Below are 16,652 nucleotides of genomic sequence, written 5' to 3' on the forward strand. Positions count from 1 at the left end.
ATGCGATTAGGCGTGCTCGACATTGGTTCCAACACCGTCCACCTCCTGTTGGTGGACGCCCATCCGGGCGCCCGGCCGGTACCGTTTGCCTCCCACAAGCGCCCGCTGTCGCTGATCGCGCATTTGGATGACGACGGCGCCATCACCGAAACGGGCCAGCGCGAGCTGATCGATTTTGTGGCCGAAGCCGGGGATTTCGCCCGCCGGCACCGTGCCCAGGACCTGTTGTCCTTCTGCACCTCGGCAATCCGTGAAGCATCCAACGGCGAGGCCGTGCTTGCCCGGGTGGAGGCCGAAACCGGCGTTCATCTCCGCGAACTTAGCGGCCCGGAGGAAGCATCCCTGACATTCCTCGCCGTGCGCCGCTGGTACGGGTGGGGCGCCGGAACCCTGCTGGACCTGGACATTGGCGGCGGATCCTTCGAGATGGCGCAGGGTGCCGATGAACTGCCTGAAACGGCTCTGTCCCTGCCGCTGGGGGCCGGCCGGCTGACCCGGGACTGGTTGGCAGAGGACCCGCCCACGGCCAAGAGCATCAAGAAACTCCGCAAGTACATCCGCTCCACCGTCCGGGAAGCCGCCGCGGAGTTTGAGCCGCTGGGCCGCCCGGACCTCGCCGTCGGTACTTCCAAGACTTTCCGGTCGCTGGCACGCATCGCCGGAGCTGCCCCGTCCGCGGCGGGCCCCTATGTCCGCCGTCGTCTGCAGCGCGAGGACCTTCGCCTGTGGATGAAGCGGCTGGAAACCATGACCGTTGATGACCGCAGCAACCTGGGCGGGGTTTCCCGGATCCGCGCGGCGCAGGTGCTGGCCGGGGCAATGACGGCCCATGCCGCCATGAAGGCTTTTGACCTTTTCGAGTTGGAAATCTGCCCGTGGGCGCTGCGCGAGGGCCTGATCCTGCAGCGTTTCGACACTCTCCGGTTCGAGACCGACGGACCTCTCCCGGACAGCCCGGGGCTGACCGGCATCCCCGGGGGTTCGCAGCTTGAAAGCGCCACGGGCATCGTTCCATTCGACGGTCTGGAAACCGTCGGCGCCGCCGGCAGCCGCTCCGGCTTCGATGACCGGCACAATCTCCTCTACGGAAAGTCCAGCTGACTGATGTCCACTTCATCCCAACTGTCACCTGAGCAGGAGAGCACCTCCCCGGCCATACCGGTGGCCCTCTCCAGCGCTTCCGTTTATCCCCTGAGCGTTCATGACACGTTCGCCATCGCCCATGACCTGGGTTATGACGGTGTGGAGGTCATGGTTACCGGGAACAGCGACAGCCAGAATCCGCAGACCCTGAATGCGCTGAGCGAGCAGTATCAGCAGCCCATCCTGGCCATTCACGCGCCCACGCTGCTGCTCACCCAGCAGGTGTGGGGCAAGGCCTGGACCAAGATTGAGCTCTCCGCCGCCATGGCCGCGGAGGTTGGAGCCACCACGGTGGTGGCCCACCCTCCGTTCCGCTGGCAGTCCGGTTATGCCGAGAACTTCGCCGAGGGCGTGCGGCACATTGCCGAGCAGTACGGCGTCACCATTGCGGTGGAGAACATGTACCCGTGGCGGGTCCGCGGGCGCGAAGCCAAAGCCTACCTGCCGCACTGGAATCCGATTCCGGAACCCTATGAACACGTCACCTGGGACTTCTCCCATGCTGCCATCGCCGGGATGGACTCCTATGAGGAGCTGCTCAAGCTCGGCTCGCGGCTGCACCACGTGCACCTCACCGACGGAACGCCCAACGGCAAGGACGAGCACATGCTTCCCGGCGAAGGCACGCAGCGCTGCGCCGAAGCACTGCAGTACCTGAGCGAAACCGGGTTCAACGGCGTTGTGGCCATTGAGGTGAGCACCCGCAAGGCCAAGGGGGCCGGAGAGCGCGAGGACCAGCTGAAGCAGACACTGGACTTTGCCCGCATGAACCTGGGCCAGGTCTCCGAATAGCAGGGCGGCACGCCGGCCGTGACAGAATCGGGGACATGGAGACCGAAGAAATCCACCTGACCTTTTTGGGCTGCGGCTCAATGAACGAAGCCATCCTCAGCGGCATCCTCGCGGGCGGGTTCCCCGCCTCGCAGGTGACCGCCACTGTGCGCCGGCCCGAGCGCGCCGCCGAGCTGCGCGAACGCCACGGCATTACCGTGCTGGCCAACAGCGACGACGCCGAGGCTAACCGCACCGCCGCCGCCGACGCCGACGTCGTCATCATTGGCGTCAAGCCCGTGGGCGTTGCCGATCTGCTGGACGAGATTTCCCCGGCCCTGCCGCACGGCGCCGTGGTGATCAGCGTGGCCGCTGCGGTGTCGCTGGAGATGCTCGAGGCCGGTCTTCCCGCGGGGCAGCCGGTGATCCGGTCCATGCCCAACACGCCTTCTAAAGTGGGCCGCGGAGTGGTTTCCATTTCCGCCGGAACCAGCGCCACAGAGGCCACGATGTCGCTGGCCGCCGAGCTGCTCTCGGCCACCGGGCGCGTGGTCCAGGTTCCCGAGGACCAGGTGGACGCCGTCTCTGCGGTGAGCGGATCGGGTCCGGCCTACGCCTTCTACCTGGCCGAGGCGATGGCCCGCGCCGGCGTGGAACTTGGTCTGGACCCCGAGCTCTCCGCCGTCCTGGCGCGTGACACCGTAGCCGGAGCCGGCTACATGCTCGCCGAGCCCGGCGCGGATGCCACCGTGCTGCGCCGCGGAGTGACCAGCCCCAACGGCACCACTGAAGCGGCCATCATGAGCTTCGACTCCCAGGACCTGCCCGGCGTCATTGCACGCGGGGCGCGTGCCGCTGCCGAGCGCGCAGCTGAAATCACTGCGGAACTTTCCGCCAAGAAATAGCCTTTCCGGCGGTGCCCGTCGCGGGCGTCCTACGGCGGGCATCCAGGGTTGGGGAATGGTCTGTCCGGGAATTCTTTGTGCAGCTAGCGGGCTTATTCGGCCTGTCCGGAAATCCTTTGTACAGCTAACGGGCTTATTCGGTCTGCCCCGAAATCCTGTGTGCAGCTAGCGGGCTTATTCGGCCTGTCCGGAAATCTTGTGTACAGATAACGGCCCCAAACCTGCTGATTTCGATGTTTTGAGCCCGGTATCTGTACGAGAGATTTTTGGAGGGCCCGTTATCTGTACAAAGGATCCGGGCCACAAAAGGATCCGGCCAGGCTCGATCCCTTGGGCAGGTCCGGGCGGGCGGCGAACCGCTCAAGCAGGTCCACGTGGCCGGCCACAATGAGAACGTCACGGGAGGGCACGTTGGGGCGCGAGGATAATCTGCCCGGGCCTGCTCGGGGCTTCTGTGTACAGCTAACGGGCTTATTCGGTCTGCCCCGAAATCCTGTGTACAGATGACGGGTCCAAACCTGCTGATTTCGACGTTTTGAGCCCCGTATCTGTACGAGAGATTTCTAGAGGGCCCGTTATCTGTACAAAGGTCCGGGCCGCAAAGATCCGGCGACACACGCCCGGGCCAAAACGATCCGGCCAGGCGCGGTCCCGTGAGCAGGTCGGGGGTGGGCGGGCTTCCCGGCGTCGGAACCGTAGAACCGGCCCAGCCGGAAGTTACGGTCGGGCGGCGAACCGCTCAAGCAGGTCCACGTGGCCGGACACAATGAGCATGTCGCGGGAGGACACCTTGGTGTCGGCCCGGGCATAGGTGAAGTCCTCGCCGGGCGACTTCACACCCACTACCGTCACGCCGTACTTGGAGCGGACATTGGACTCGCCGAGGGTGAAGCCCTGGGTCTCCCGGGGCGGATACATCTTCACGATGGCAAAATCGTCGTCAAACTCGATGAAGTCCAGCATTCGGCCGCCCACCAGGTGTGCCGCGCGGCGTCCGGCGTCGGCCTCCGGATAGATCACGTGGTTGGCACCGATGCGGGCCAGGATCTTTCCGTGGGCGGAGGTGATGGCCTTGACCCACAGGTGCTCGATGCCCAGATCCACGAGGTTAACGGTGATCAGCACACTGGATTCAATGGACGTTCCCACGCCAACGACGGCGGAGGAAAAGTCCTGCGCACCGAGCTGCTTGAGCGCGTCGATGTTGGTCGCGTCGGCCTGCACCACGTGGGTGAGGATGCCCGACGCCTTCTGGACCAGAACCGGATCACGCTCAATGGCCAGGACCTCCCGGCCCTGCTTGACCAGCTGTTCGGCGGTGGCGGAGCCAAAGCGTCCCAGCCCAATCACCAGGACGGGAGCATTGTGAGCTGGTCTGTCAGCCAATGATCGGCCTTTCTTCAGGGTAGTGGTAGAGCGTGCTGCGCTGCCGGATCGCCAGTGCCGCGGCCAGAGTGATGGTACCCACGCGGCCGGCGAACATCAGCGCGGACAGCAGGTATTTGCCTTCCGGCGGCAGCGCTTCGCTAAGTCCAATACTCAGCCCACAGGTGGCAAACGCGGAAATCACCTCGAACAGCACGGGTTGCAGTGTCTCCTTGGTGATGGCCAGCAGCGCCACGGTGGAAACGGCCACCAGCGTGGCACCGAGGATGACCACGGAAATGGCGACCCGCATGGCGCTGTAGGCGATGGTACGGCCGAAGGCGCGAACATCGGAGTCACCGCGGGCTTCCGCGACGATCGCAAGGAAGATGACGGCGAGCGTGGTCACCTTGATGCCGCCGGCGGTGGAGGCCGAGCCGCCGCCGGCAAACATCAGCATGTCGGTGATCAGCAGGGTACTGGAATCCTGATCGGACATGTTGACCAGGCTGAAACCCCCGGAGCGGGTCATAACGGAGGCAAACACCGAGTGCAGGATCCGGTCCGCCACGTTCATCTCGCCGATGGTCCGCTCGTTGAACCACTCGAAGGCACCCCAGAGGATGCTGCCGCCCACGAGCAGGATGCCCGTGACCAGCAGCGTGAGCTTGGTATGCAGGTTCCACGCGCGGACATTCAACTTGTTTTGCAGCAGGACCATGATGACCGGAAAGCCAAGACTTCCGATGAAGACCCCCACCATCAGGGGGACGAGGATCCACAGGTCCTCGTCGTAAGGGACCAGTCCGTCCGAGTGCGGGGTGAAGCCGGCGTTGTTGAACGCGGACACCGAATAGAACACGGCGTGCCAGATCGCCTGGCCGGCGGGTTCGCCCAGGATCATGAACCGCGGCGCCATGACCGCGGCCAGGATCAGCTCAATGGCAACGGTGGTGCTGACGACGATGCGCAGCAGCGAACCGACTTCGCCGAGCCGGCCGGTGTTCATGCCTTCCTGCGCAATCAGCTTTCCACGCACACCGAGCCGCCGGTTCACAGCCAGTGCCAGCAGCGATGCCATCGTCAAGATGCCCAACCCGCCCACCTGGATGGCAATCAGGATCAGGACCTGGCCAAAGCCGGACCAGTGCGTAGCGGTGGAAACCACGGTGAGTCCGGTAACGCAAACGGCTGACACCGCGGTGAAAAGAGCATCGTGCAGGGGCGTCACGACGCCGGTGCTGGAGGAGGCGGGCAGCGAAAGCAGGGCGGTGAAAACCAGGATCACCAGGGCGAACACCATCAGGGCAAGCCGGGCAGGGGAGCCGGCTGCCAGGGCATCCACAAAATCGCGCACGGCGGAGAAAACGTTTGCGGGTCGAAACTGCTGCAGCTTCAGCCGGGGCTGCCGGATGGTTGCCATATCGTGCTTGTTTCCTTGGCTCAAAGGGGCGCTGTTCAAGAGAGACGCTGTTCTGCGGCGCGGTGCTCAACAGTAGTACACCACTGCTGGGAGCCCCCGAGACCGGTCCGCCACTGCGGCCGCAGCTTCAACCTCCAAGTATCGCGCAGATCGCGTAGCCTGTTCAGCATGATCACCCGCGGTTTGAGCCACCCGATCATGCCAACCCGCATCATCTGGCATGAGTCCATGCTGGATTACAACTTTGGTCCCGGCCATCCAATGAGTCCGCTGCGCCTGGACCTCACTGCCAGGCTGGCGCGTGAGCTGGGAATCTTTGACCTGCCCGGAGTCTCCGTGGGCGAGCCTTTTGTCGCCAGCGACGAGGAACTGGGCACGGTCCACGGCAGCGAATACATTGCCGGAGTCCGCGCAGTCAGCGCTGACCCGACGTCCCCCAATGAGAAATTCGGGCTCGGAACCGAGGACAACCCCGCGTTCGCCGGAATGCACGACGCCAGCGCACGGCTGGTGGGCGGCTCCCTGGCCGCCGCGGACGCCATCCTGTCCGGAGAGGTCCTGCATGCAGTGAACTTTGGCGGCGGCATGCACCACGCGGCCGCGGACCGCGCCTCGGGTTTCTGCATCTATAACGACGCCGCTGCCGCCATCGCGCGGCTGCTGGACAGCGGTGTCGGCAAGGTCCTCTATATCGACGTCGACGCCCACCACGGTGACGGCACCCAGAGCATCTTCTGGAATGATCCGCGCGTCATGACCATTTCGCTGCACGAGACCGGGCTCACCCTCTTTCCAGGCACCGGATTCGCCAATGAAACCGGCGGTCCCGGAGCCGAAGGGACGGCAGTCAACGTGGCCCTGCCGGCCCGGACTTCCGACGCCGGATGGCTGCGTGCCTTCCACGCGGTGGTTCCACAGCTTGCCGAAGCCTTTGCTCCCGAGGTGATCGTGAGCCAGCACGGCTGTGACAGCCACCTCCATGATCCGCTCACCAATCTGCGGCTCAGCGTGGAAACCCAAAGGCAGGCAGCTCTGTCCATCGCCGATCTCGCCGCCACCGTCTGCGGCGGCCGATGGATAGCCACCGGCGGCGGCGGCTACAACGTGGCGTCCGTGGTGCCGCGCTCCTGGTCCCTGCTGATGTCCGTGGCGGCCAACGGAAAAATCCGCTGCAACACCGAGGTGCCGGCACCCTGGCGGGCCTATGTGAAGGAACGCTACGGGGAGGACACCCCGCCGCTGATGGGCGACGGCGTCGAATTGTGGTGGCGGTCCTGGGAAGTGGGATACGACCCCAACGACGAAATTGACCGCACGGTGATGGCCACCCGGAAAGAGATCTTCCCGCTGTACGGGCTGGATCCCTGGTTTGACTGACCGGGTCACAGCGGAACACCGCTGCCCGCCCCGCGGAACGGGCAGCGGCGAAGCCAGCCTTTGTCTGCGGAACGGATAAAGTGGTGCCCATGGTCATCGATGATGTTTTTGCCGTCATTGCGGAAGGCACCCGCCGGGAACTGCTGGGGGCGCTGCGCAGCGGGGATAAATCCGTAGGCACCCTCGTGGAGGAGCTGGAAGTCAGCCAGCCCACGGTGTCGAAGCACCTGAAGGTGCTCCGTGAAGCCGGGCTGGTGACAATGCGGGCTGAAGGGCAGAAACGCTACTATTCGCTGCAGCCGGCTCCGCTGGAGGAAATCGTGCTGTGGCTGAAGGCTTTTGATCTCCCGTCGCTGCAAACGGGTGCGGCTTCCGGCCAGCGCCTGGCCACCGTTGCCGCCGGAAGCGCCGGTGCAGGCGCGCCGGGAACCGGTGCGGGATCAATGGGGATGCGCACCAACCGGCCGCTGTTCACGGCACGGCCGACGACGTCGGCCCCGCGCTCCGCGGCGGATGTTGTGGCCGCCGGACTGGAACCGGGCAGTGCCGAGATCGCACCCGCCGGTGCGGATACGGCGTCGGCACCCAATTTGGGACGCACTGTTGGGCGGGCCGCGGAACGGGCAGCCGATCTGCTGGGGCAGTTCCCGAAGTTTCGGCGTCGCCGCTCCTAGACCGGGTTTTCCCGTCACACATCGCAAGCCGGGCACGCGAACGCTAGCTTTGAAGGTGGAATAACTTCGAAGGAGCAACTGAACATGGAGCCATCACTCGTTAGCGTGCGCGATGAAGTGTTTCGCCGGAATCCCGGGGAAACTGAATTCCATCAGGCGGTGCTGGAGGTCTTTGACAGCCTGGAGCCGGTGCTCCGCAAGCACCCTGAGTTCCGTGACGCCGCCATTCTGGAACGCATCTGCGAGCCGGAACGCCAGATAATCTTCCGGGTTCCCTGGGTGGATGACAAGGGAAAGGTGCAGATCAACCGCGGCTTCCGAGTGGAGTTCAACTCGGCTCTCGGCCCCTTCAAGGGCGGTCTGCGGTTCCATCCCTCGGTGTATCTGGGCATCGTCAAGTTCCTCGGGTTTGAACAGATCTTCAAGAACGCCCTGACCGGGATGCCCATCGGCGGCGGCAAGGGGGGTTCGGACTTTGATCCGCGCGGCAAGTCGGATGCTGAGGTCATGCGCTTCTGTCAGTCCTTCATGACGGAGCTCTACCGGCACATCGGTGAATACACGGACGTGCCCGCCGGCGACATTGGTGTGGGAGGCCGCGAGATCGGCTACCTGTTCGGCCAGTACAAGCGCATTACCAACCGTTACGAGTCCGGAGTGCTGACCGGCAAGGGCATCAGCTGGGGCGGATCGCTGGTCCGCCCCGAGGCCACCGGCTACGGCGTGGTGCTCTTCGTGGAGGAAATGCTCAAGACCCGGAAGATGAGTCTGGACGGGCAGCGGGTCATTGTGTCCGGCTCCGGCAACGTGGCCATCAACGCCATCGCCAAGGCGCAGTTCCTGGGGGCCAGCGTCATTGCCTGTTCCGACTCGCAGGGCTACGTAGTGGATGAAAAGGGCATTGACGTGGCCCTGCTGCGCCAGATCAAAGAGGTTGAGCGCGGACGCATGACGGACTACGTCAAGCGCCGCGGCAGCTCCGCCGCCTACGTTTCCGGCGGCTCCATTTGGGACGCCGGTGCCACGGTGGCGCTGCCGTGTGCCACGCAGAATGAACTGAACGACGCCGACGCCCGGGCGCTGATTGCCTCCGGTGTGGTGGCTGTGGCCGAAGGGGCGAATATGCCCTGCACCCCCGGGGCGATCGAAATCTTCCAGGAGGCCGGGGTTCTCTTTGGCCCGGGCAAGGCCGCCAACGCGGGAGGGGTGGCCACATCGGCCCTGGAAATGCAGCAGAACGCCAGCCGCGATTCCTGGTCATTTGAGCACACCGAAAAGCGCCTGACGGAGATCATGGTCAACATCCATGACAACTGCGCGCGCACCGCGGAGGAATATGACGCCCCCGGGAACTACGTAGTGGGCGCAAACATCAACGGCTTTGTGCGGGTGGCTGACGCCATGCTCGCCCAGGGCATCATCTAGCCGGCCGGAAGCGATCTGACGGGACCTGTTGACGGCATCTGAACTTCCGCTGGCGTGACCCAAGACACTAGAGTGGAAGACCGGACGACAATCCCAGTGCCAGGCACACGCGTCTCCCCGATGACGCTGCAGTGCATCCGGTTGTTGCACATCAGCAAAGGAACATAAGTCATATGGCAGACGAGGGGAATTTTTCTGATGTACGGTTTCTGACCGTTTCAGAGGTCGCGGAGGTCATGAGGGTCTCCAAGATGACCGTGTACCGTCTGGTGCACTCCGGAGATTTGCCTGCCGTGCGCTTCGGGCGGTCCTACCGTGTACCGGAATCCGCGGTGCAGCAGGTGCTGAAAAACGCCGTGGTGGACCGGCGAACGGACACCGCGTAGCGCTGTCACTGGATACCGCGGCGAGGCGGTACCCTGTTAAAGAACGTTTTACATCGTGGCAACCAACTGCCGGTGTCGACGCGCGGGTGCCAACGGTACCGAAGCGTTGGAGCCGGCGTCTGACTATTTCAAGTTTGTGAGGACTCTGTGGGTTCAGTAATTAAGAAGCGCCGCAAGCGTATGGCAAAGAAGAAGCATCGTAAGCTGCTTCGCAAGACCCGCCACCAGCGTCGCAACAAGAAGTAAGCAGGATTTTTCCTGGACAAACCCGCCTCCCTTCCGGGCCGGCGGGTTTGTTATTTAACCGGCGCGGTGTCCGCCGGGACGCTTAGCGGGAACGGACCCAGGAGAACCCGCGCCACAACCCGTAGGCGCTGCCGGCCACCGTGGCACCCTTGAGGCCCAGGGTCGCGGCGCGCCGGCCGGACCGGAAGTCGTAGATGGGCCAGTTGCGGTCCCGGGCATGACGGCGCAGCCGAGCATCGGGGTTGATGGCCACCGGATGGCCGACCATGCTCAGCAGGGGGACGTCGTTGTAGGAATCGCTGTAGGCCCAGCAGCGCTCCAGTTCAAGGCCTTCTTTTTCGGCCAGGATACGGACGCCTTCGGCCTTGGCCGGACCGTGCAGGAAATCGCCCACCAGCCGGCCGGTATAGCGGCCGTCGTAAATCTCGCTGACTGTCCCCAAGGCCCCGGTCAGGTGCAGCCGGTCTGCAATGACTGAGGCCACTTCGACGGGGGTTCCGGTGACCAGCCAGACCGGACGGCCGGACTTCAGATGCTGCTCGGTGAGGGCGCGGGTGCCCGGCCAGATCTTGGATTCGATCATTTCGTCATAAACTTCTTCGCCCATGATGCGAATGTCTGCCTGCGCCAGGCCGGTGGCCAGTGTCAGGGCGGCGTCGCGCACCGAATGCACGTCCTTGAGGTTCTCGCCCTGCAGCATGAAGCGCGCCTGCTTGCGGGCGAAGCCGAACGCTTCGCGGAGGGTGAAGACCCTGCGCTGGTACATTTTCCTTCCCACGTGGAAAAGGCTTGCTCCGCGCATGAGGGTATTGTCCACGTCGAAGAACGCAGCCTCGCCGGGCTTGACCGCTTCGGTCAGGGGCTCGGCGGCTCGTATTGCGCTGCTTCTGGGCATACCCCGAGTCTACGCAAAAACTGGCTCCGGTGGCCGACGGGTCGCCCGGCGTCCGCAGCAGGTGGACGCAGCGGCTACTTTAGATGTATGACATCTTCCGCCGCTGCCCCGGACCTCCTCCTGCTCACCCGGCCCGGCTGCCACCTGTGCGTGGAAGCCCGCGCAGTGCTGGAAAGGATCCGCGCTGACCTGGGTGTCGGCTGGCGTGAACAGTCCATCGAAGGGGACGCCGACCTAGCGTCCCGCTTCGGCGAAGAGATTCCCGTGCTCTTGATCGACGGCGTGCAGCGCGACTTCTGGCAGCTTGACGAGGCCAGGATCCGGCGCCTCCTGGGAGCCTGATCCGGGACGCTTTGTCCGCGCCCCGCAGCGGGCTTAGAGTGGAAAAACGAGCCAGCGCCGTGGTCACCGCCAGCCGTGGACACCAACTATTGATAGGTACACGTGAGCATCTCGGAGGAACCAGCCCCGCCGGCGAGTGCAGTATCCGACCGGCACATTCCACCTGCCTCGCTCGCCCGCCTGACGATTTACCTGCGGGCACTGAGCGTGCTGCTGGCGGACGGCATTGAGCGTGTGTCGTCGGATGAACTGGCTGAAGCGGCTGGGGTCAACTCGCCCAAGCTGCGCAAGGACCTGTCCTACCTGGGGTCCTACGGCACACGCGGTGTCGGATATGACGTCTCCTACCTCAGCGAACAGATTGCCGCAGCCCTGGGCCTGACCCGCAACTGGCGGGTGGCCATCATTGGTGCCGGAAACTTGGGCAGGGCACTGGCCGGGTACCCGGGATTCGGGTCCCGCGGCTTTGAAGTAGTGGCCCTTTTTGACGCCGACCAGCTGGTGATCGGGCAGGAAGTCGGCTGGCTCCGGGTCAGTTCCGTGGATGACATGGAGAGCGTGCTGGTGCGGACCCGGACCAACATGGTGGTCCTGTCGGTGCCCGCCGAGGTGGCCCAGGACCTGTGTGACCGGGTCATTGCCGCAGGTATCACCAGCATCCTGAGCTTCGCCCCCGTGGTGCTGCAGGTTCCGGACCACGTTCAGGTGCGCAAGGTGGATATGGCCACCGAACTCCAGATCCTGGCCTATCACGCTCAGCGGTCCCAGGTGTTGAACATCGCCGCCCAGGCCCGGGCCCGGATGGCGCCGTAAGAGCTGTCCCAGTTACGGCGCCGCCGTCGTTCTTTCCTGGGTCAGGACTCGCCCAGATACTGGCTGCGGCGCGGCCGAAAGTACCGGGAACACCGCCGCCCGTAGAGCGGCACCAGTCCCGCGGCTGCCAGGAGCAGCGCCGCAATCTGCGGCGTGCTGTCCTCCCTCAGCGCCAGAACCAGTGCCGCCGCGGCAATAATCGAGGCTCCGATGCGCGCCCAGTTCCGCCCCTCCCGAATCGTGAACGCGAAGAGCACGTAAAGTCCAAAGACCACCAGGGAGGTGGCCAGAGTGATTGCCTGCATGGCGGTGGAGTACTCGGCGGCCGTGACCCCCAGCTGCCCCAGCTGCGCGGCGTCCGGCGGCAGCTCGGTGAGAGGGCGGCGGCTGGCAGCCACCCCGCCGCCGAGACTGATGAAGCCTGCCAGCATAATCAGCGCAAACCCCAGGCGCACCGTGAGCGGCCGCGGACCCTTCCATTCGCTGTAGGGGATCCGTGCGGGCAGGGCAGGGGCAGGGGAGGAGCCAGGCGCCGCAGGGACCGTCACGGAGGCCGGGACCGCCGACGGACCTGACCGTCCCTCGATGGTCGCCGGCGCTTGCGCCTCCGGCGCTGGTGCCGCCGTCGCCGATGCTGCCGGCGAAGCCGTCGAACCCGCGGGAGCAGCCGGTGAGGCGAGTGTTCCCTCCGCGGTGTCCTCATGAATAGCGGCGGGGGCTCGGGAACCGGCGGCCAGGGCGCTGCGGACCCTGCGGCCAAGAGTGAACGCACGGGATTTTTGTGGATTGGGAGAAGCGGGAAGTGAACTCATCGCGGGTGCCGCCTTTGCCAAAAAAGGGATACGCTCTCAGCGCCGGAACGGGGCGTCCATCCCGGCGGGAGATCAAACGCTACGCCCGTAGCCACCTGCTGTGACCAGTGCCGGCCGGTAAGGGCAGGGCAAAGGCAGAAAAAAGACCGGCCCTCTGGAATCCAGGGGATTCCAGGGGACCGGTCCGTGAACGCCGCGGAGGCGGATTTAGTAATAGGGGCCAAAGCGCGGCTGGCTGCGGAAATACGGCCTCGAAGGCATCAGATACAACATGACGACTCCGGCGATCCCTGCCAATGAGCCCAGGGTGGAGAGCAGGTTCAGGGGCGAGGAGAACGCGAGCCCGGTCACGAGCGTAGCCAGCAGGCCGACGGCGGAAATAGCGGCAAAGACGGTAGCGACAATCCGCGCCCAGTTCTTGCCCTTGCGGATGAGCACAGCCAGAAGAATGTAGACCAGCAGCGCAATCACGGAAAGGATAATGCCGGCCGTGACAAACGTACTGCGGAACAGCTCGTCAGTGACGCCGTTCTCCTCGAACATCTGCCGTTCTTCCGGCGTGAGCGCAGCCAGCGGGTCATCCGCTGCGGAAAACGTGGAGACGAGGGTGGAGATGAACGTCAGGATCCCTGCGGCCACGATCAGCCAGAACCCGGTCATCACTTCACGGGGTGCCGGCCCTTTGGCGGGAACCGGATTGCCTGGTCCGGGGTAGGCATATCCGGAGGGCTGGGCGGCCTGATAGCCGTAGGGCTGGCCGTACGGCTGTCCGTAGGGGGACGTGGGCTGGTTGCCCTCAGGGCCGGCGGCCGGCTGCCCGTACGGCGTGTAGGGCTGGTCGGGCTGCCCGTACACGGGCGGCTGCGGCTGCGGCAGCCGCTGTCCGTACCTCGGTTCGTCGGCATCGGGCTGCTGGGGGTTGTTCGGGTCACGGGGGTCCGGGATATTCGGAGGAGTGCTCATTGCCGCCTACTTGCTGGTTGGTGCAGGTACTGCTCCCTACGGGGTGCCGATCAGGGAACCGCAATCGGATTGCTCCAGCCTATCGCGGGGCAAAAACAACTGACACCCCGCCCGGATTGGACGGAGTGTCAGTTGTGCGGCGGCTGAGGCGGCAGTGGAACTAGGCTGCTGCCACAAATGCGGCGTCAACGCTGATGGTCACCTTGTCGCCGACGAGGACGCCGCCGGTTTCCAGGGCGGCGTTCCAGGTCAGGCCGAAGTCCTTGCGGCTGATGACGGTGGAACCGGAGAAGCCTGCACGGGTGGCACCGAAGGGATCCACGGCCACGCCGTTGAACTCGGTGTCCAGGACTACGGGGCGGGTGGTGCCCTTGATGGTCAGGTCGCCGGACACGCGGTAGGTTTCACCGGAGCCTTCGATGCCGGTCACGGTGAAGGTCAGTTCGGGGAACTGCTCGACGTCGAAGAAGTCCGCGCCCTTGACGTGGGCGTCGCGGTTGGCGTCGTTGGAGTTGAAGGAAGAGGACTTGATGACGGCGTTGATGGTCGAGTCCTCAAGGGAGGGGCCGATCTCCATCACGGCGTTGACGTCATCGAAGTTGCCGCGCACCTTGCTGATGCCGGCGTGGCGGACCGTGAAACCGATCTCGCTGTGGGAGCCGTCGAGGGTCCAGGTGCCGGTGGTGAGTCCGCTGGGGATCATGGTGTTCTCCTGATGCTGGTAGGTATCGGGGAGGTTCCCCGCTGCATGTTCATGCATTTGCATCTACTATTGCATGGATTAGTTCAAGCTTCAAGTGTTGTGACGAATTTAGTCCTGCGGACTCTCTCTGCGAAACTTAGGAACATGTCGCGTGCCTCGATCCACCTCGTCCGCCATGGAGAAGTCTTCAACCCCGACGGTGTCCTTTACGGTCGCCTGCCGGAGTTCCACCTGTCCGAGCTGGGCCAGCAAATGGCGCGCCGCGTGGCAGGATACTTTGAAGCCCAGAAGAACGACGGCGCCAACCTGGTCCACCTCGTGGCCTCGCCTCTGACCCGGGCACAGGAGACCGCTGCTCCCATTGCCGCCTCACTGGGCCTTGATGTCACAACCGATGAGCGGATCCTGGAGGCAACGAACAAGTTCGAGGGCCTCTCGGGTGTCACCAGCCGGCTGCGCAACCCGAAGTACTGGCCGCTGATGTACAACCCGTTCAAGCCGTCCTGGGGCGAACCCTATGCAGCGCAGGCAGAACGGGTGATGGCAGCCGTCAACGACGCACGGATACGCGCCACTGAGCTGGGCGGGAACCACGCCGAAGCCGTTCTCATCAGCCATCAGCTGCCCATTTGGGTGACGCGGCTGTCCGCGGAGGGCCGGAAGCTGTGGCATGATCCCCGCAACCGCGAGTGCACGCTGACCTCGGTCACCACTCTGGACTTCGACGGGGATACGCTGATCGGCGTGCGATACGCGGAGCCCTCTGCAGATCTTCTGCCGGGTGCCGCGAATATCCCGGGAGCATAATAGAATTACTACGCGTTGTAGAAGTGGCCCCCTGCCACGATGAAAGCTGGAAATAGTTGAAGAATCCTCAAAGCACCCCCCAGCCGGAAGCCTTGCGCCGCCGCTCCTTCCTGAAGCTCGGCGCCGGCCTGGCTCTCAGTGCATCCCTGGTGGCAGCATCAGCCGGCTGCGCGGTGGAGGATCCGCTGGCAGCACAGGCCAAAGCGGGGGACAACAAGAACTACATTGCCGGTGACGGGTCGGTCACCGAGTATGCCGCTGATCAGCGCGGCGAACCGGTACGGCTCGAGGGCACCCTGTTTGACGGCACCACCGTCTCTTCCTCCGAGTTTGAAGGCGACGTGGTGGTTTTGAACTTCTGGTACGCCGCCTGCGCACCGTGCCGCAAGGAAGCTCCGGACCTGGTGGAACTGCACGACCAGTTTGAGTCCGAAGGTGCCCGCTTCTACGGCGTCAACATCCGCGACGAAGCCAATACGGCCGAGGCCTTTGAGCGCTCATTCGGGATTCCCTACCCCAGCTTCCAGGACAAGGACGGCGGAATCCTGCTGGCCATGACACAGTTTGTCCCGCCGTCGGCCGTTCCCACCACGCTGGTCCTGGACCGTGAGGGCCGCGTCGCCGCCCGCATCCTGGGCTTGGCGGACAAGGGCACATTGAAGGCTCTTATCACTGACGCACTGGCAGCCTAGCCGGCATGGACCCCCTCCACCTCGCCACCGCCCTGCCCGCCGCGGTTCCCTCAGCCAACGTCTTTGCCGAAACCATCCTCAACGGCTCCATGCTGCTGGCCATCCCCGTGGCTGCCCTGGCGGGCCTCGTTTCCTTCCTCTCCCCGTGTGTCCTGCCGCTCGTCCCCGGTTATCTGGGCTATGTCACCGGCCTGACCGGCGTGGACCTGCAGAAACAGCGCCGCGGACGGATGCTGGCCGGAATCGGACTTTTTGTCCTTGGTTTCTCCGTGGTTTTCGTCATCATCGGAGCCGGCGTCGGCCAGCTGGGCGGATGGCTCCGGGGCTCCGACCAGGCCTGGATTCCCCAGGTTCTGGGTGCAGCCATCATCATCCTGGGCATCGTGTTCATGGGCGGCCTGAGCTGGTTCCAGCGGGACCGGAAAATCAGTGCCCGTCCGCCGGCCGGGCTGTGGGGCGCACCCCTGCTGGGCATCACCTTCGGACTGGGCTGGGCGCCCTGCCTTGGCCCCACCCTCTCCGCCGTGCAGCTCTTGTCCTTTTCCGGGGATGACGCCACTGCCGCCAAGGGCGCGTTCCTGACCTTCATCTACTGCCTCGGACTGGGCCTGCCATTCCTGCTGATAGCCCTGGGATTCCGCCGGGGGATGGGTGCCCTGGGCATCTTCCGCCGGCACCGCCTGGCACTGCAGCGCTTTGGCGGCGGCATGCTGATTGTCCTGGGCGTCCTGATGCTCACAGGTGTCTGGAACATCTGGATCAACAATCTCCAAGGTTGGTTGGATAGTGTGACCCTGCCGATCTGATGCACCGGCGGTTCCCGGCTGTCCAACCGGGGCCCGCAGAACCCTGTATCCCGCACGAACCCCTTCAAAGAACCATGAGAGCAAGTTGAACCGCGAACCGGATG

The 16,652-nt window shown here is 64.5% G+C and carries 19 protein-coding genes and 1 pseudogene; 13 read left to right on the forward strand and 7 right to left on the reverse strand.

Going from position 1 to position 16,652, the window contains the following annotated elements; genetic code table 11:
- The 3 genes from ACIQXM_RS15750 to proC are packed head-to-tail and all read left to right on the forward strand — an operon-like array spanning position 1 to position 2,819.
- Positions 1-1,101 (forward strand): Ppx/GppA family phosphatase, encoded by a 1,101-nt coding sequence (locus tag ACIQXM_RS15750; RefSeq protein ID WP_400933148.1) that lies wholly within the window; start codon positions 1-3, stop codon positions 1,099-1,101.
- A 3-nt stretch (positions 1,102-1,104) separates the two neighbouring features.
- Complete coding sequence (locus ACIQXM_RS15755; RefSeq protein WP_400933150.1) at positions 1,105-1,935, forward strand: sugar phosphate isomerase/epimerase family protein; 831 nt, start codon at positions 1,105-1,107, stop codon at positions 1,933-1,935.
- Between the two features lie 35 nt (positions 1,936-1,970).
- The gene (gene proC, locus ACIQXM_RS15760; protein WP_400933152.1) at positions 1,971-2,819 is read left to right on the forward strand and encodes a pyrroline-5-carboxylate reductase; all 849 of its coding nucleotides are present in this window, start codon (positions 1,971-1,973) and stop codon (positions 2,817-2,819) included.
- A 341-nt stretch (positions 2,820-3,160) separates the two neighbouring features.
- On the opposite strand, the pseudogene ACIQXM_RS15765 reads toward proC, so the two are convergent.
- The 3 genes and pseudogenes from ACIQXM_RS15765 to ACIQXM_RS15775 form a co-directional block, all read right to left on the reverse strand.
- Positions 3,161-3,229: pseudogene (locus ACIQXM_RS15765) on the reverse strand (TrkA family potassium uptake protein); the annotation flags it as partial.
- A gap of 307 nt (positions 3,230-3,536) precedes the next feature.
- Complete coding sequence (locus ACIQXM_RS15770; protein WP_400933154.1) at positions 3,537-4,205, reverse strand: potassium channel family protein; 669 nt, start codon at positions 4,203-4,205, stop codon at positions 3,537-3,539.
- A complete protein-coding gene (locus tag ACIQXM_RS15775) occupies positions 4,198-5,607 on the reverse strand; it encodes a TrkH family potassium uptake protein (protein WP_400933155.1) in 1,410 nt (469 codons plus the stop codon). Before ACIQXM_RS15775 ends, ACIQXM_RS15770 begins: the two co-directional genes overlap by 8 nt.
- A gap of 228 nt (positions 5,608-5,835) precedes the next feature.
- On the opposite strand from ACIQXM_RS15775, the gene ACIQXM_RS15780 reads away from it, so the two are divergent.
- From ACIQXM_RS15780 to ACIQXM_RS15800, 5 genes are all read left to right on the forward strand, one after another.
- Entirely contained in the window at positions 5,836-6,984 is a 1,149-nt protein-coding gene (locus ACIQXM_RS15780) for an acetoin utilization protein AcuC (protein ID WP_400933310.1), read from the forward strand.
- A gap of 89 nt (positions 6,985-7,073) precedes the next feature.
- Positions 7,074-7,658 (forward strand): ArsR/SmtB family transcription factor, encoded by a 585-nt coding sequence (locus tag ACIQXM_RS15785; RefSeq protein WP_400933157.1) that lies wholly within the window; start codon positions 7,074-7,076, stop codon positions 7,656-7,658.
- 84 nt (positions 7,659-7,742) lie between these two features.
- Positions 7,743-9,083 carry an NADP-specific glutamate dehydrogenase gene (gene gdhA, locus ACIQXM_RS15790; protein ID WP_400933159.1) on the forward strand — a complete coding sequence of 447 codons (1,341 nt, stop codon included), beginning with the start codon at positions 7,743-7,745 and terminating at the stop codon, positions 9,081-9,083.
- A gap of 173 nt (positions 9,084-9,256) precedes the next feature.
- Positions 9,257-9,469, forward strand: coding sequence for a helix-turn-helix domain-containing protein (locus tag ACIQXM_RS15795; protein ID WP_400933161.1), 213 nt, complete (start codon positions 9,257-9,259; stop codon positions 9,467-9,469).
- Positions 9,470-9,616: 147 nt separating this feature from the next.
- A complete protein-coding gene (locus ACIQXM_RS15800; protein ID WP_003792170.1) occupies positions 9,617-9,715 on the forward strand; it encodes a 30S ribosomal protein bS22 in 99 nt (32 codons plus the stop codon).
- 82 nt (positions 9,716-9,797) lie between these two features.
- Here the strand turns inward: ACIQXM_RS15800 and ACIQXM_RS15805 are convergent, their stop codons facing one another.
- On the reverse strand, positions 9,798-10,610 hold the full coding sequence (locus tag ACIQXM_RS15805) for an HAD family hydrolase (protein WP_400933164.1): 813 nt from the start codon (positions 10,608-10,610) through the stop codon (positions 9,798-9,800).
- 87 nt (positions 10,611-10,697) lie between these two features.
- Between ACIQXM_RS15805 and ACIQXM_RS15810 the strand changes: the two genes are divergently transcribed.
- On the forward strand, positions 10,698-10,952 hold the full coding sequence (locus ACIQXM_RS15810) for a glutaredoxin family protein (protein ID WP_400933166.1): 255 nt from the start codon (positions 10,698-10,700) through the stop codon (positions 10,950-10,952).
- 102 nt (positions 10,953-11,054) lie between these two features.
- On the forward strand, positions 11,055-11,765 hold the full coding sequence (locus ACIQXM_RS15815; protein WP_400933167.1) for a redox-sensing transcriptional repressor Rex: 711 nt from the start codon (positions 11,055-11,057) through the stop codon (positions 11,763-11,765).
- A gap of 41 nt (positions 11,766-11,806) precedes the next feature.
- On the opposite strand, the gene ACIQXM_RS15820 is transcribed toward ACIQXM_RS15815, so the two are convergent.
- From ACIQXM_RS15820 to ACIQXM_RS15830, 3 genes are all read right to left on the reverse strand, one after another.
- Complete coding sequence (locus tag ACIQXM_RS15820) at positions 11,807-12,577, reverse strand: hypothetical protein (protein ID WP_400933169.1); 771 nt, start codon at positions 12,575-12,577, stop codon at positions 11,807-11,809.
- 207 nt (positions 12,578-12,784) lie between these two features.
- Positions 12,785-13,540: a hypothetical protein gene (locus tag ACIQXM_RS15825; RefSeq protein WP_400933171.1), complete on the reverse strand. Its 756-nt coding sequence runs from the start codon at positions 13,538-13,540 to the stop codon at positions 12,785-12,787.
- Positions 13,541-13,700: 160 nt separating this feature from the next.
- On the reverse strand, positions 13,701-14,243 hold the full coding sequence (locus ACIQXM_RS15830; protein ID WP_400933312.1) for a YceI family protein: 543 nt from the start codon (positions 14,241-14,243) through the stop codon (positions 13,701-13,703).
- 144 nt (positions 14,244-14,387) lie between these two features.
- Here ACIQXM_RS15830 and ACIQXM_RS15835 point away from each other — a divergent pair, with 144 nt between their 5' ends.
- From ACIQXM_RS15835 to ACIQXM_RS15845, 3 genes are read left to right on the forward strand one after another with little or no spacing between them, the layout of a single operon-like run.
- On the forward strand, positions 14,388-15,050 hold the full coding sequence (locus ACIQXM_RS15835) for a histidine phosphatase family protein (RefSeq protein WP_400933173.1): 663 nt from the start codon (positions 14,388-14,390) through the stop codon (positions 15,048-15,050).
- 56 nt (positions 15,051-15,106) lie between these two features.
- Entirely contained in the window at positions 15,107-15,742 is a 636-nt protein-coding gene (locus ACIQXM_RS15840; RefSeq protein ID WP_400933175.1) for a redoxin domain-containing protein, read from the forward strand.
- 5 nt (positions 15,743-15,747) lie between these two features.
- A complete protein-coding gene (locus ACIQXM_RS15845; protein ID WP_400933177.1) occupies positions 15,748-16,548 on the forward strand; it encodes a cytochrome c biogenesis CcdA family protein in 801 nt (266 codons plus the stop codon).
- Positions 16,549-16,652: the final 104 nt, after the last annotated feature.

It is taken from the genome of Arthrobacter sp. NPDC097144, from assembly GCF_044762205.1.
Taxonomy (GTDB): Bacteria; Actinomycetota; Actinomycetes; order Actinomycetales; family Micrococcaceae; genus Arthrobacter_B.

What these genes read in the sequence shown, in the direction of transcription:
- ACIQXM_RS15750 (WP_400933148.1), top strand. Translation starts at nt 1, where the DNA reads ATGCGATTAGGCGTGCTCGACATTGGTTCCAACACCGTCCACCTCCTG.
- ACIQXM_RS15755 (WP_400933150.1), top strand. Translation starts at nt 1,105, where the DNA reads ATGTCCACTTCATCCCAACTGTCACCTGAGCAGGAGAGCACCTCCCCG.
- proC (WP_400933152.1), top strand. Translation starts at nt 1,971, where the DNA reads ATGGAGACCGAAGAAATCCACCTGACCTTTTTGGGCTGCGGCTCAATG.
- ACIQXM_RS15775 (WP_400933155.1), bottom strand. Translation starts at nt 5,607, where the DNA reads ATGGCAACCATCCGGCAGCCCCGGCTGAAGCTGCAGCAGTTTCGACCC.
- ACIQXM_RS15780 (WP_400933310.1), top strand. Translation starts at nt 5,836, where the DNA reads ATGCTGGATTACAACTTTGGTCCCGGCCATCCAATGAGTCCGCTGCGC.
- ACIQXM_RS15785 (WP_400933157.1), top strand. Translation starts at nt 7,074, where the DNA reads ATGGTCATCGATGATGTTTTTGCCGTCATTGCGGAAGGCACCCGCCGG.
- gdhA (WP_400933159.1), top strand. Translation starts at nt 7,743, where the DNA reads ATGGAGCCATCACTCGTTAGCGTGCGCGATGAAGTGTTTCGCCGGAAT.
- ACIQXM_RS15795 (WP_400933161.1), top strand. Translation starts at nt 9,257, where the DNA reads ATGGCAGACGAGGGGAATTTTTCTGATGTACGGTTTCTGACCGTTTCA.
- ACIQXM_RS15805 (WP_400933164.1), bottom strand. Translation starts at nt 10,610, where the DNA reads ATGCCCAGAAGCAGCGCAATACGAGCCGCCGAGCCCCTGACCGAAGCG.
- ACIQXM_RS15810 (WP_400933166.1), top strand. Translation starts at nt 10,698, where the DNA reads ATGACATCTTCCGCCGCTGCCCCGGACCTCCTCCTGCTCACCCGGCCC.
- ACIQXM_RS15820 (WP_400933169.1), bottom strand. Translation starts at nt 12,577, where the DNA reads ATGAGTTCACTTCCCGCTTCTCCCAATCCACAAAAATCCCGTGCGTTC.
- ACIQXM_RS15825 (WP_400933171.1), bottom strand. Translation starts at nt 13,540, where the DNA reads ATGAGCACTCCTCCGAATATCCCGGACCCCCGTGACCCGAACAACCCC.
- ACIQXM_RS15830 (WP_400933312.1), bottom strand. Translation starts at nt 14,243, where the DNA reads ATGATCCCCAGCGGACTCACCACCGGCACCTGGACCCTCGACGGCTCC.
- ACIQXM_RS15835 (WP_400933173.1), top strand. Translation starts at nt 14,388, where the DNA reads ATGTCGCGTGCCTCGATCCACCTCGTCCGCCATGGAGAAGTCTTCAAC.
- ACIQXM_RS15845 (WP_400933177.1), top strand. Translation starts at nt 15,748, where the DNA reads ATGGACCCCCTCCACCTCGCCACCGCCCTGCCCGCCGCGGTTCCCTCA.